This window comes from Glutamicibacter sp. NPDC055354 (genome assembly GCF_053644955.1).
In genome coordinates, this window is the sequence record NZ_JBSHMB010000003.1 from 213,174 (window position 1) to 226,156 (window position 12,983).

Here is a 12,983-nt window from a genome sequence, read left to right on the forward strand (position 1 = left end):
TACGTCAGTCGCTGCCAAAGGTGTGCCGGCGTGCCAGCGCCGGCCCACCTTCAACGCCGTTCAGTTAGATAAATGCCGGAATATTGGCCCAGATGGGGTGATTCGCCTCGGTGCCTTCGCGGGTGATCGTCGCTTCGATCAGGCCGTATGGGCGATCCGCGGCGAAGAAGACCTCATTGGGGTTGTCTTGGCCGAAGACTTCCAGGTCAACCAGGAAGTGGTGCTTGTTAGGCAGGGACATCTTGATTTCGGCGATTTCCGGATGCGCTTCGAGCACTGCCTGCCCCATCTGGAACATGGTCTGCTGCAACGCGTACGAGTGGGTGTCGGCGAAGCGGGTCAGCAGCAGGTGGCGCACCGAGGTGTAGACCGCGTCGAAGTCGATGCCCTGGGCGATGGCCTGGCCGGTGTAGCGCCAGCGCGCAGTCACGTCGGTGGCCAGGATGCGGTCGGTGGTTTCCTTCAGGGTCGTGTACTTGTCCACCGGGAAACCGTGGAACTCGCTGCCCGTGGACTTCAGGACGGTGAGGTCCTCCAGGCCGGCAACGATGGACTTCTTGCCTTCGGCGTCGATTTCCAGCACGGCGGTGCGCACTTCGGACTTGTTCTGCGAGAAGGCGTGGTCATGGTCGTTGATGCGGTCCCAGAAGAACTGCTGGGCTGCCCAGCGGCCGCCGGTGATCCACTCGAATTCGCCAGTGAAGTGGTTTCCCAGCTGCACCAGGAACTCCTCGATGGCGCCCACGCCGTTGCGGGCCAGGCCATAGACGGTGTTCTTCTGAGTGTCAGTGGCGACGACGCGGCCGTTGTCGCCGTCCTGGTGCGCGGCGGTGAAGTCGCCGTGCAGCTGGCTGGTGACGTTCAGGTCCTGGATCTGGTGGCGCACGGTGTCGCGGGTGATCTTGACCAGGCGGACTTCGGCCTTGCCGTACTGGTTGGAGCCCAGCACGATCTTGGTATCTGCTGGGGCGGTGATTTCGGTAGTCATTGTTCTAACTCCCTCGGTACGTGGAATATGCAAACGGGCTGATAAGAAGAGGTACGTGGTAGTGCTCGTCGACGTCGTTGACGAAGAAATCGATGCTTACCGCGGGGAAGAAGCTTTCCGTTCCCTGCTTCCCGAAGTAGCCGCCGGTTTCAAAGGAAATCCGGTAGCGGCCGGCTTCAACCTGTATCGGTCCGAGGTTCTTGATGCGGCCATCGGCATCCGTGGAACCCGAGCCGATTTCTTGCCAGCCGGATGCCGTCTTGGCTTCCAGCGTGGCCTTGACACCGGAGGCAGGCCTCCCGGTCCCGGTGTCGAGTATGTGGGTGGTGATGTGGCTGCGTTCGCCATTTCCATCTGCCATGTTCATCTCCTGGCTGTCGGAGGGATTGGTATCGATAAATGCGCAGGGGTTCGCCCCGGGCATGGGCTTAGTTGTCCACCGAGTTCTCCAGCCGCAGCAGCGCAATCTGGCGCAGCTGCTCGGCTACTTCAAGCAGTTCGGCCTGTTCTGCGTTGGCCAGCCGGCGTTCGCATTCGGCAAGGATCTCTTCGGTGCTGCGGCCGGCGGCGCGGATGAGGAATACCCTGTTGAAGCGCTGCTCATAGGCCCGGTTGGCTGCTGCCAGGCGGCCGGCGACATCGTCATCAAGGTCCAGGCCTGCCTGTTCGCCGCGGGAGAGGTCCGCTTCCTTGCTGCTTCCCTGCGCCTGTTCGCCGATGCGCGGATGGTGGGCCAGGGCGGCGGCAATTTCCTCGCGGCTGAAGGGAGCGACGCCCTGGAGCGCAAAGCTGGAAAGCGCATCGAAGCTGCTGAAAGGACGGGCGGAAACAAGGGCATCGATCCAGCGGTCGACATCGACGCAGGGGCGCAGGAAATCAGCGGCCTCGGCTGCGGGCAATTGGTTGAATACGTCTAAACGCATCGGGTGATCAGCTCTTTTCAAACGGTCGTTCTTTCCACGGACCTTGGCTGAACACCCTTACCACCGAAGGAGACTTCGGCTTCGACTCGATGCTGGTTTCGTGGAACCTTGTGTGACCACTGTAATCCACCTCACAGCGTCGCAGTCAAGCGAAAGCTGGAAAAACTTTAACAAGTGTGACTTTTTGCCGGTTTCCATATTGTGGATAGATAATTTTGCGCCCAGCTATTGCAAACGCTCCGACCTAGCCCACATAATGGTTTCACAACACAGAAGATAATTTCCATATTATGGAAATGTGAAATCACGAAGGAGGGTCGCAATGACCGCTATCAACCCAAGCAAGATCAACTGCACACCGGAGGACCAGCGCCTCATTGCCACCACCGACGCCTTGCGCACCGGACTGTTCCAGCCCATCGAGAACCTGGATCCGGATATTGCCCGCCAGCCGCGGATCACCCGTGAGGCCCCCTCGCTGTGGAGCCGCCTGTTCGGCCAGCACCCGGGACGCTAGGCGTCCCCTGAAGACCACGCAGAGGCCAACCCCTGAGGCGTCGGGACCTGGCCTCTGCGTTTTTTAATTCCGGCTGCAGCGCCTCGCGCCAGCCCGGCTAGTCCTCGCCGAATCCCATGAAGTCGGCCGCAGCGGTGCTTGGCGCCGCCAGCATGCCGACCATGGAATCGACCAGGAAGTAGCCCAGCGACTCCCAGTTGCCCCGCTGCTTGCCTTCATTGACCGTGCGCTCGTACTGCGCGCACAGCCCCAGGAACATCGGACCGAGAATCAGCGCACGCGACCTGACCACGACCTCCGGAATGCCCTCGAATTCCTTGCGAGCACGTCCTGGGCCCGCCACGCTCAGCACCTCGTTGCGCAGGCTGTCGCCCACAATCGCCGGCAGTCCTGGATGCAGCCGTGCCTGGTAGAGGAATTGCGCCCGCCAGGAGGGCCGCGGCAGCGCGTCAAAGGAATAGATCCAGGGAAGGGTCCGCACGGTGACCACCTCGCGCAGGCTCGCCTCCGGTCCGCCAGCAAGGGATGGCAGGCGGTTGCGGCAGCTGCGCATGTCGCCCAGTGCCCGCTGGAGCATGGCCTGCAACAGGTCCTCGCGGCTCCCGAAATGGTATTTGATCGCCGAATGGTTGGCAGTACCGGCATGCTCGGCAATTTTCCGATTCGATACGGCGTCTATGCCGTGGCTCGCGAAGAGCTCTTCTGCCGCATCGAGCAAGACCTCCCGCGCCTTATCGCCGTGTCGGCTCACCATTCCCGCCTTTCCTCGCATCATCTCGTCCCGGCGTCCAGGAAGTGAACCTCGGCACAGTTGCTGACAATTTTACGCCACGTGGCGTAAATTAGTTGTCAGTATTCAACTAAAGACCTTGGCGGGTTGCCTCGCACCCCGCTGCAGACCGAGAATCCAAGGAGCATGCGCAGTTGAGCAACGACGCCGCAGTCACTGAAAACCCGCCGCCCTCCCGCAGGGCCAAGCACGAGAAGCAGCCTCTTTCCGAGCAGGAAGCGGCCGCCAAACGCGCCAAGGCCGAAAAGATCGGCAGGACTGTCGCAGTCTTCATCATGCCATTGATGATCGTGGGCATGATGATCTGGGGCTACCTGGGAGCCATGCACCACCAGTCAGCCGCGAACATGCCGGTGGCCATTTCGGCCACCAGCAGCGCAGCGGCCGGTGACTTTGCCCGGGCGCTGGAGGACAGCAATGCTGAGGCCGTGGACCTGCGCATCGTGGACTCGGCCCGCGAAGCCCGCGAGCTGGTCTACGACCGCGAAGTCACCGCTGCGGTGGACCTCGATGGCGATACGGCCACGCTGTACACCGCCAGCGGCGCCGGCATGTCAGCCACCTCGGCCATCACGGCCGTGCTCACGCCGGTCATCATGGAGCAGTCGCTGGAACTGGCTTCCCAGGATCTGGTGCCGCTTCCGGAGAACGACTCCATGGGCATGGGCGCCATGCTGCTGGCCACCGCGATGATCACTGCCGGCTACATGCCTTGGTCGATGGCCTTCTCGAACTCCCCGGAACTGCTCAAGCGCCGCCGCGCGCTGCCGCTGCTGGGCGGATGGTCGATCCTGCTCTCCGGGCTGGGCATCCTCGTCGGCGGCCCGATCCTGGGCGTCATTCCTGCCGCGAGCATCCTGCCCGCGTGGTCGACCCTGGCCTTGGGCGTCTTCGCCGTGGGCGCCGGGCAGCTGCTGCTGACCCGCATATTCGGCGCCATGGCCGTCATCCCCGGAATGTTCCTGTTCATGGTGCTGGGCCAGCCGGCCTCCAATATGGGCATGTCGGTCTACACCCTGCCGAAGATCTTCCCGTTCCTGCACCAGTTCCTGCCGATGCCGGCCCTGGGCGAAGCCATGCGCTCGGTGCTGTACTTCAACGGCGACGGAGCGGCCCGGCATATCCTGATTCTCGCCGGCGGTGCCGTCGCGGCGCTGCTGCTGGTCGCCCTGCTCGATGCCCTGCGCATCGCCAAGGGCAAGAGCGATATCCCCACCCAGATCAATGTCGCTTCCCTGCATGGCGGCCCGCGCCCCAAGAACAAGGCGTGGCGCTACATCACCTTGGCCGCGCTGCCCTTCGGCATGATCGCCATCATGCTCAGCTCGATGCTCGGCGCCATGCAGACCCCGGTGCCACGCGACATGCCGGTAGCCGTCGTGGGCTCCTCCGTGGAGCAGGCCCAGCAGACCGTGGATTCGCTGAACGAATCCATGGAGGGCATGTTCGAGTTAACCGCCATGGACACTGCCGCTGACGCCCGGTACCTGGTCGAGTCCCAGGAGCTGACAGGGGCCTTCGTGCTGCCTTCGGAGCAGAGCCCGGAAGCTGCCGTCTATACCGCCCAGGCTTCCGGCAACGCCGCATCGCAGCTGCTGGTCCAGGTGTTCACGCAGATCGGCCAAGGGCAGCAGATGGACGTGGACCACCAGGAGCTGGCCCCGCTTCCGGAACACGACAATATGGGCACCGTGGCCATGTACCTGGGCATGGGCTGGGTGATGGCAGGCTTCATGGTCATCATGGTCGGCGCCACCGCGGCACCGCACATGGCCCCGCTGCAGAAACTGGTCCCGCTGGTGGCCGTGTACTCGGCCTTCATGTCCGCCGTGCTCTGCCTGATCGCCGGCCCGTTCACCGGGGCAGTGGAGGGCCACTTCGGGCAGCTGTTCAGCGTCGGCATGCTCGCGATTTTCGCGGTGGCCATGCTCACCACGGTATTCAACCGCCTGCTGGGCATGGTCTGCCTGGTCCCGACCATGCTGATCGTGATGTTCCTGGGCGTCCCGGCCTCCAATGGCGGGCTGTCCATCTACATGGAACCGCGCATCTTCACCATCCTGCACGACATCCTGCCGATGCCGGCTGCCGTTGAAGCCATCCGCGCGATCGTCTACTTCGACGGGGTCGGGCTCGGTTCCCACCTGGTGGTCCTGGCCATTTGGGCCTTGGCCTGCCTGGCCGTGACCATGGTCATCGACCAGCTCAAGCCGGTGCAGACCTCCAGCCACCCGGTTTCCGCCGAGGAGCTGGCCGCGCTGCAAGGCCGGGCGCTTGAAGCCAAGGCGAGCGAAGCCGCGGCATCCGCCGACGCCATCGACGCCGAAGCCGGGGACTTGGCAGACGCCGAAGCCGCGGCCGGCGAAAGCGGCACTGGAGACCGGGAGAAGGACGCGGTCAGCGTCTAATCAGTCCTTCTCCCCTGCGGATGCGGGCCGGTTCATGGATGTGAACTGGCCCGCATTTCGCTGTCCCCTAGCGATCGATCTTGGCTACGGTAAGCAGCACGCTGGAATCCTGCGTGGCGCTGATTTTCAGCCTCCCCTCGGGGAGCACAATGAGATCCTGGCTGCGCCCCTCCCACTGGTTGCCCATGGACGAAACGGTGACCCTGCCTTGGAGGACCAGCAGTGTCGCTTCGCCGGGATTCACATGTTCTTGAAGCTCGGTGCCGGCCGTGAGACCGATGACGGTTTGGCGCAGGGTGTGCTCATGTCCGCCGAAAACCGTGCTGGCAGCTCGGCCATTGGTTGCATCCGCGGCTTCCCTCAGCTGGGTCCGGGCGATGGCGGCCAGCGAAAACTTCTTCATCAAATCCCTGCATCTCATCTCTCGGGCTGGATACTCCGGGCCGATTGGCCTGTGCTGCTACAAGACTGTCCCCGCACCGGGGCAAAGGTCAAGGAAAGCGCGGGGACTACTTCAGTACCAATTGAGCCAGCACCGGCAAGGCAATGACCGACAGGACGCAGGTGATCACGATGGCCACCGCGGTCGGCTCGCCATCCCCGGTGTCGTTCTGGGCCATGATGTAGGCGGTTGCGCTGACCGGCATGGCCGCCATGAGCACCGCGGCATTGAACCAGATGCGATCCAGATCCGGGGCGAAAACAAGCAGCATTGCCACCGTCAGCGATGGCATCGCCACGAGTTTGCCCAGCACCATGGCCGCGATGGAGGTTCTCGCCCAGCTGCCGCCAGCCGCAGAGCCATCCGGAGCAACCGGTGCATGCTTCCTTGCACGCGAACGGTCAATGGTCCGCTTCAGCGACATGCCGATGACGAAGAGCGCACCCGGGGCGGCCGCGGCGGATATCAGGTCGACGGTGTCGTCCACCGGCCGCGGCACGGGCACACCGAGGATTGCCACCGTGCCGCCAAGGACCATGGCCCAGGTGACCGGGCTGTAAACCAGGGCATTGCGGATGGTCCGGGCGATGCGCGCTGCGCTTGCCGGATGCTGGCCTCCTTTGCCGTTAGGCAAAAGAATTTGGGCAAGGATGGGGAATCCGACCATGAAGATGATGTTGTGGACCAGTTGCCCCATGCCCGCGGCGAACCCGGCGTCGGTGCCCATGACGCCGAGGATAATCGGGATTCCCAAGTACGACACGTTGCCGAAGCTGGCGGTCAGCATGCCGGCGAGCGCCCGTGCCCGGTTTGCGCGCAGCAGATAGCGGAAAGCCAACCAGCTGAGCAGGGCGAAAAGCAGCGCGGAGACGATGCTGATCCACAGGAATGCGAGCGGCACGCCTTCGCTGATATCCGCGCGGGCTACCACCTTGTAGAGCAGCGCCGGCAAGGCGACATAGAAGACGAACACATTCAGTGCCGGTTCCACGCTGGCCGGGAATTTGGGTGCATGGCTGGCGCCGTAGCCGATGAGCATGACGAAGAACAGCGGCAGCACACCATAGAGCACGTCGAGGAACACAAGCCTCCTTAGGAGATGTTCGGCCGGGGTTGCGGGGACCGAGCACTTCAAGGTTAGTTGCTTTCCAGGCTGATCCGGGAAATGCGCTCGGGGGCGCTTCGCAACATGCAGGCGAAAACTGGGGTTTGGCGGCGCAAATTCCTAGGATGATACCACGCGCCTCGTCCCAATACTGTTGAGCTTTCCGCAAGGAGAATTGATGTCCCACTCACTTGGAATCCCGCATGCCCCGCGCACGATTGCCATCACCGGCGCAGGATCAGGCATAGGCCGCGCCACCGCCCGCCTGCTGCTGGGGCAGGGATGGAATGTGGTGCTCGCCGGGCGCACCGCGGCTAACCTGCATGAGACGGCGCAAGGCCACGGTTCCGCCTTGGTGGTCCCCACGGATGTTAGTGATCCGCAGGCTGTGGAACACCTGTTTGCCGAAGCGGCGCAACGTTTCGGCAAGGTCAATGCACTGTTTAATAATGCCGGAATTTTCGGTCCCTCGGCAGCCATCGATGAGCTGAGTCCGGCCCAGTGGGATGAGGTTTGCCGGATCAACCTCACCGGGGCCATCAACGCGGCCCGCGCGGCCTTTGCCCATTTCAAGGCCAACGGCGGGGGACGCATTATCAACAATGGATCGATTTCAGCGCAGGTTCCGCGCGTGAACTCCGTTGCCTATACCGTCACCAAGCACGGCATCGCCGGCCTGACCAAATGCCTAGAACTTGATGGACGGGAGCACCGGATCAGGGCCACGCAGCTCGATATCGGCAACACCGCCAGTGACCTGCTCGATGATTTCGGTGCCACCCAGGGTGCCTTGCAACCGGGCGGCCAGCGGCTCGTCGAGCCGACATTCCCGCTGGCCCAAGCCGCTGAAGCCGTTGCGTACATCGCCGGGGTTCCGCTCGGTACGTCCATCAACCAATTCACCATCACCGCTGGCGGCATGCCCTACATCGGGCGAGGCTAGGCCGCGGGCAACGGGAGGGAGGCACTGGCTTGCAAGTAGATTCTCCGGCTACGTGCGGCAATGCTCCGCGCCATCAGATCATCATGGGGCTTCTGGTTGCACTGCACGGCAAGAACCTGCCAGAACTGCGCCAGTGGCTCGCCGATGATGTGGTGTGGGAGTTCCCGGGTGAGCAGATTCTCCGTGGGCGCGATGCGGTGGAGCAGTGGGCCCAAGCTCTCCCCGAGGCCACCAGATTGCAATTCCTGAGCATCCTCACCCATGGCAAGGAAGGAAGCGCCGATGGGGTCTTGGCCAGTGGCGGCAAGGAAACGCCTTTCAGCCACGTGCTGCGTTTTGCCTCGGCCGGCAAGACCGCGAAGCTGGTAGCCGCTCGCAGCTACTTTGCTGGTTCTTCCCCTGCCGGGCAAAAGGCCTAGAAGAATTCCGCCAGCAGCGCTTCGAGCTTCGCAAAAGCGGAATTCCATGCCTTGGTGCTGGACTCGATAACCTCGTAGGGCAATGGGGTTTGGGTCAGCGTCAGCATGGTCTGCCCGGCGAATTCCTTGAATTCGATGCGGGTTTCGATCACGAGGTCCAAGGTCATTTCGTGCGGGCCGTCGGCACTGACCAAGCACTCGTACTCGTCGAAGGACGTCAGCACCGCCTTGAGCGGCACCTTGGCATCCGGGTTATCAGCCTGCACCATGTTCAGCTCATGCCGGCCGCCGACCTTGGCTTCGAATACGACGGAATCTTCCTCGACAAGCCAGCCATCTGGGCCCCACCACTGGGCGATGATTTCCGGCTCGACGAAGGCAGCCCAAACGGCGTTCTTCGGTGCGGAAAACTGTCGGGCGACTACAAGCTCAGTCATCGATTCCATAAGTTCAATATTATCGTGGCCCGCCACCAGCTTCGCATGCGGGGGCGGCTACCCCTGCGGACGGCGAGGCTCCATGCGGCTCACGGTGTACAGCGTTTGTTCATCCGGCAAGGTTCCGGCAGCTTCATGGGCGCGCATGACCTTCATTGCGCGGTCCCATTTGATGCGTTCGCGAGGGCTGGCGAGGACACGGCGCTCGGCCGGACCGAAGATCGACAGTCCCAGGTACTTCAGACGCCAGAATATGCGGTAGCTGACGCTTAGTCCGGTGGTATCGGAAATGATCGGCAGGGGTGATTCATCCATGATCGTCGTCCTCTTCGGTCATTGGGATTGCGAGTACTGGCGCTTACATCATACGTCATTAGTTGGTGCACCAACTAAATGGGATTCTAGCTCTTCGGAGCGTTCGAACCTGCAGCAATCATGCGGTCCAGGATGCTGCGCAGCTCCAGCACGTCCTTGTCAGTCAGGGCAAGCCGGGCCATCATTTCGCGCGGCACCTTCACCGCTTCACTACGCAGCGCGGCGCCCTTCTCGGTGGGCCGAATGATGACGGCCCGCTCATCATCCGGGTTCTTCGTCTTTGCCACCAAACCGGCAGTTTCGAGCCGTTTGACCAATGGTGAAAGCGTTCCCGGATCCAGGTGCAGATGCCCGCTGAGGGCACGGGCGCTGATCGGCCCCAAGTCCCATAAGGCCAGCATCACCAGGTACTGGGGATGCGTCAGCCCCAGCGGATCCAGCACGGGCTTGTATGCCGAGATCACCGAGCGCGAGGCTACGGCCAGGCCGAAGCACACCTGCTTTTCCAGCTTGAGAAGATCTTCGTCGCGAAGAATAGCACTGTCCACGTTGTCGCAAGCTCCTTGAAAGATGCCTAATACCACTGTATTGATCGTACCGCGGTCGAGAACCCCGTGCCCGGGCCGAAAGCTGCCCCGGGTTGAGGCGCCAATTCCAGTTGCGTTCGAATCGGTGGCGCAAGTAGTCAAAGCGGGCCACAGTGAATAGCCTTGGCATATGAGCAATCTTGAGCACCGGCCTGAGGAGATCGACTGCAGTGCAATGCGTTCCCAGGCAGAGGTTGAAATCCTGGAACCACGCGAAGTGCCCTTGGGCGGCCCGCGGGCAATGACCGTCTTCCGGACACTGCCGCAAAAGCAGCGCAGCCTGATCGGCGCTTGGTGCTTCCTGGACCATTACGGTCCTGACGACGTCGAAGTCACCGGCGGGATGAACGTGCCTCGTCACCCGCACACCGGACTGCAGACTGTCTCTTGGCTCTTCACCGGCGAGATCAACCATATGGATTCGGCCGGGTTCAAGGCGACCGTGCGCCCCGGCGAGGTCAATCTGATGACCGCCGGGCACGGAATCAGCCATTCGGAGATCCTCACCGAGGACACCACCATCCTTCATGGCGCCCAGCTATGGACTGCCCTGCCCGATCATGCACGGGATATGGAACATACTTTTGAGAACTACCGCCCGGAAGCGCTCACCGCTCCCGGCTGGTCGCTGTCGGTCTTCCTTGGCACCTACGGGGTGTCGGGCAAGTCGTCCACCTCCCCGGTGAAGACGCACACCGAGCTCGGTGGCGCCGAACTGCGCCTTGAACCGAACACCGAGATCGAGGTGGTTGTCCCCGGGCACCATGAGCACGGGATCCTCCTGGACTCCGGCAATCTTGAAGTCAACGGCCATGAACTCGCTCCTCGCGATCTCGGGTTCGTGCGTGCGGGATGCAAGACCCTGCGCCTGAAGTCCGGCGACCAGCCGGTTCTGGCACTTCTCATCGGCGGTGAACCGCTGAAGGAAGACATCCTGATGTGGTGGAACTTCGTAGGCCGCACCCATGAGGAAGTCCTCGCGTTCCGCGCGCAATGGCAGGCCGAGATCGGGGCCGAGCCCGGGGATGCCTCCGAGGATCGCTTCGGGCCGTTCCCGCCTAATACTCCGGCAGCCTTGCCGGCTCCAGCACTTCCCACCGTTCGCCTGCGCCCGCGCGTGAACCCCGCCTAACCAGTAAGGAACTCCCAATGAGCGACATCAAACCAGTATTCCTGCCCGAGCGCCAGCGCTTCGCCCTCGACGATGACGGCAAGATCATCGGAGCGGCGCACTACCGCGATTTTGATGGGGCCCAAGGCGTCGAGCGGATCTTCTTCCACACCACCGTGGATGAGGAATACGGCGGACAGGGCCTAGCCAGCGTCATGGTGAAATTCGCGCTGGAGAACACCATCGCCAGCGGTGCCAGGATCGTTCCGGTCTGCCCGTACGTGAAGGCCTACGTTGCCAAGCACACCGAGTATGCGCAGCATATCGTGGAACCGGACAAGGACCACCTGGGCATCCTGCCGCGCGGCTAAACCCGAGATCTCAGGGGTTCATCTTGAGGCCGCGTGCGGCCAGCTCGTCGCGGAGGATGCGGATGGCTTTCGGGCCGACGCCGTGCAGCGCGAGCAGCGCCGCGGTGCCGGCCTGCCCCGCCTGCTCGAGACTGGTGATGCCGGCCTGCTCGAAAGCCCTGGCGGCGGGGTTGCTCGTCTTGGGAAGCTCTGTGTCCATGATCCCAGCGTAGTCAGGCTGCTGGCTGCGCAACAGGTTTGGTGCGCGGCGAGATCGCGATCAGGACCAGAATCAGCAAGAGGCTGAAGCTGAAGACCGAGATGAACTCCATCCCGGTGGCGGCCATCGCGAAGATGACGCCACCGATGGCGGTGGTTCCGGCGTTGCCCAGGGAGTCGGCCACGGTCATTGCCGATGAGTTGAATCCCTGTTCATCCTTGGCAGACAGGGCCAGCATGTTCACGTTTTGCCGCGGGAAGATCATCCCCATGCCGAAGCCGCCCACGGCCCATCCGCAGACCAGCACGAGGACCGGCGGATGGAAGATCGCGGTGGCCAATGCGGTTGAAATCGCTACGCTGCCGGCGATCGCACCCACGGTGATGCAGGTGGAGGATTCCACCTTATCCCCCAGCTTTCCTTGAAGCCATGAACCCACCGACCAGCACAATGCCGAAGCTGTCAGGATCAGGCCCGCCCGGTCGGGACCCAGCTGGTAATCCTCGCGCAGCAGGTACGGCAGATAGACTTCCACGCCGAAGAAGGCCCCGGCCACGAAGATGCGGGTCATGATGGTGGACGGCAGCCCCTTGGCCAAGCTGAACGTGCCCTTGGGCAGCAACGGGCGAATTGCTGCAAGGGCTACCGCCAATGCCAAGACCAGTCCCAGAAGGGACCAGCTGCCCTGCGCATTGCCGAGCAAGTTCATGCAGATGACAGCCAGTCCAGTCAGCCCGGCCAGCATCAGCCGCTTCTTGGAAATCGGCCCCAGGTCCGGATTGCGCTGGGAGCTCAGCGACTTCAACGCCGGCACGATCCCGCAGAACGCGAGAACCACCAGCACCGCCACGCCGGAGAACACCCAGCGCCAACCGAGGTGCACGGCCATCAAGCCGGCCAGCCAGGGGCCGATCATCGCCGGGACCACCCAGGCGGTAGCGAACAGGGCGAAGATCTTGGAATGCAGATGCGCAGGATACGCGCGGGCAATGAGCACGTAGATGGCGACGGTGATCGCGCCACCGCCAATTCCCTGCAAGATGCGCCCGGCAATCAGGACCTGCATGTTCTCGGCTGAACCGCAGATCAGCAGCCCAATGCAGAAAACGGCCACGGCGATGGACAGCGGGTGCTTGGGCCCCCACCGGTCGGTGACTTCTCCGGCGGCAACCATCCCCAGCATCCCGCTGGCGATCGGCGCGGCAAAGGCCAGGGCGAAGTAGCGTTCGCCCTCCAGCAGCTCGCTGACCAGTGGCATTACCGTGGTCACGGCCATGGATTCGAAAGCGACCAGGAAGACGAGCACGAACATGCCAAGGGTGGTGGCAAGATACTGCGGAGCATAGATCGTGGACTCGGCGCGCTCGGCTGATTGGCTGCTGCGGTTCAGGGGCATGCATCCATGATCTCAGGTTTCCCCTAGCCGCC

17 protein-coding genes are annotated in these 12,983 nt (G+C 62.8%); 6 read left to right on the forward strand and 11 right to left on the reverse strand.

Annotation, left to right across the window (positions count from 1 at the left end; translation table 11 throughout):
* Positions 1–64: 64 nt before the first annotated feature.
* From pucL to uraD, 3 genes are all read right to left on the reverse strand, one after another.
* Entirely contained in the window at positions 65–988 is a 924-nt protein-coding gene (gene pucL, locus ACWICV_RS14230) for a factor-independent urate hydroxylase (protein ID WP_105656557.1), read from the reverse strand.
* Between the two features lie 4 nt (positions 989–992).
* Positions 993–1,349, reverse strand: coding sequence for a hydroxyisourate hydrolase (uraH, locus tag ACWICV_RS14235; protein ID WP_105656558.1), 357 nt, complete (start codon positions 1,347–1,349; stop codon positions 993–995).
* 67 nt (positions 1,350–1,416) lie between these two features.
* Positions 1,417–1,911, reverse strand: a complete 495-nt coding sequence (gene uraD / locus ACWICV_RS14240) for a 2-oxo-4-hydroxy-4-carboxy-5-ureidoimidazoline decarboxylase (protein ID WP_454091189.1) — start codon at positions 1,909–1,911, stop codon at positions 1,417–1,419.
* 322 nt (positions 1,912–2,233) lie between these two features.
* Here uraD and ACWICV_RS14245 point away from each other — a divergent pair, with 322 nt between their 5' ends.
* Complete coding sequence (locus ACWICV_RS14245; protein ID WP_133833838.1) at positions 2,234–2,428, forward strand: hypothetical protein; 195 nt, start codon at positions 2,234–2,236, stop codon at positions 2,426–2,428.
* 97 nt (positions 2,429–2,525) lie between these two features.
* Here ACWICV_RS14245 and ACWICV_RS14250 read toward each other — a convergent pair whose 3' ends face one another.
* Complete coding sequence (locus ACWICV_RS14250) at positions 2,526–3,182, reverse strand: TetR/AcrR family transcriptional regulator (protein ID WP_454091188.1); 657 nt, start codon at positions 3,180–3,182, stop codon at positions 2,526–2,528.
* Between the two features lie 170 nt (positions 3,183–3,352).
* Here ACWICV_RS14250 and ACWICV_RS14255 point away from each other — a divergent pair, with 170 nt between their 5' ends.
* On the forward strand, positions 3,353–5,626 hold the full coding sequence (locus ACWICV_RS14255; RefSeq protein ID WP_454091187.1) for an ABC transporter permease: 2,274 nt from the start codon (positions 3,353–3,355) through the stop codon (positions 5,624–5,626).
* A gap of 67 nt (positions 5,627–5,693) precedes the next feature.
* Here the strand turns inward: ACWICV_RS14255 and ACWICV_RS14260 are convergent, their stop codons facing one another.
* Both ACWICV_RS14260 and ACWICV_RS14265 read right to left on the reverse strand, forming a co-directional pair.
* Positions 5,694–6,029, reverse strand: coding sequence for a cupin domain-containing protein (locus ACWICV_RS14260; RefSeq protein WP_133833835.1), 336 nt, complete (start codon positions 6,027–6,029; stop codon positions 5,694–5,696).
* Between the two features lie 106 nt (positions 6,030–6,135).
* Positions 6,136–7,152, reverse strand: a complete 1,017-nt coding sequence (locus tag ACWICV_RS14265; protein ID WP_454091186.1) for an AEC family transporter — start codon at positions 7,150–7,152, stop codon at positions 6,136–6,138.
* Positions 7,153–7,351: 199 nt separating this feature from the next.
* Here ACWICV_RS14265 and ACWICV_RS14270 point away from each other — a divergent pair, with 199 nt between their 5' ends.
* Entirely contained in the window at positions 7,352–8,116 is a 765-nt protein-coding gene (locus tag ACWICV_RS14270) for an SDR family oxidoreductase (RefSeq protein ID WP_454091185.1), read from the forward strand.
* 29 nt (positions 8,117–8,145) lie between these two features.
* Positions 8,146–8,535 carry a nuclear transport factor 2 family protein gene (locus ACWICV_RS14275; protein WP_454091184.1) on the forward strand — a complete coding sequence of 130 codons (390 nt, stop codon included), beginning with the start codon at positions 8,146–8,148 and terminating at the stop codon, positions 8,533–8,535.
* Here the strand turns inward: ACWICV_RS14275 and ACWICV_RS14280 are convergent.
* The 3 genes from ACWICV_RS14280 to ACWICV_RS14290 all read right to left on the reverse strand — a co-directional run bounded on the left by ACWICV_RS14280 (position 8,532) and on the right by ACWICV_RS14290 (position 9,835).
* Positions 8,532–8,972: an SRPBCC family protein gene (locus ACWICV_RS14280; RefSeq protein ID WP_166650752.1), complete on the reverse strand. Its 441-nt coding sequence runs from the start codon at positions 8,970–8,972 to the stop codon at positions 8,532–8,534. The two genes, ACWICV_RS14275 and ACWICV_RS14280, sit on opposite strands and share 4 nt — an antisense overlap.
* Before the next feature lie 57 nt (positions 8,973–9,029).
* Complete coding sequence (locus tag ACWICV_RS14285; protein WP_431493127.1) at positions 9,030–9,287, reverse strand: hypothetical protein; 258 nt, start codon at positions 9,285–9,287, stop codon at positions 9,030–9,032.
* Positions 9,288–9,373: 86 nt separating this feature from the next.
* Positions 9,374–9,835: a MarR family winged helix-turn-helix transcriptional regulator gene (locus ACWICV_RS14290; protein ID WP_359189154.1), complete on the reverse strand. Its 462-nt coding sequence runs from the start codon at positions 9,833–9,835 to the stop codon at positions 9,374–9,376.
* 169 nt (positions 9,836–10,004) lie between these two features.
* Between ACWICV_RS14290 and ACWICV_RS14295 the strand changes: the two genes are divergently transcribed.
* Together ACWICV_RS14295 and ACWICV_RS14300 are read left to right on the forward strand one after the other, a co-directional pair.
* Positions 10,005–11,006 carry a pirin family protein gene (locus ACWICV_RS14295; protein WP_454091183.1) on the forward strand — a complete coding sequence of 334 codons (1,002 nt, stop codon included), beginning with the start codon at positions 10,005–10,007 and terminating at the stop codon, positions 11,004–11,006.
* Positions 11,007–11,023: 17 nt separating this feature from the next.
* Positions 11,024–11,356: a GNAT family N-acetyltransferase gene (locus ACWICV_RS14300; RefSeq protein ID WP_105662222.1), complete on the forward strand. Its 333-nt coding sequence runs from the start codon at positions 11,024–11,026 to the stop codon at positions 11,354–11,356.
* Positions 11,357–11,366: 10 nt separating this feature from the next.
* Here ACWICV_RS14300 and ACWICV_RS14305 read toward each other — a convergent pair whose 3' ends face one another.
* Entirely contained in the window at positions 11,367–11,555 is a 189-nt protein-coding gene (locus tag ACWICV_RS14305) for a helix-hairpin-helix domain-containing protein (protein WP_105656632.1), read from the reverse strand.
* Between the two features lie 13 nt (positions 11,556–11,568).
* Positions 11,569–12,951, reverse strand: a complete 1,383-nt coding sequence (locus ACWICV_RS14310) for an MFS transporter (RefSeq protein ID WP_454091182.1) — start codon at positions 12,949–12,951, stop codon at positions 11,569–11,571.
* Positions 12,952–12,983 lie beyond the last annotated feature (32 nt).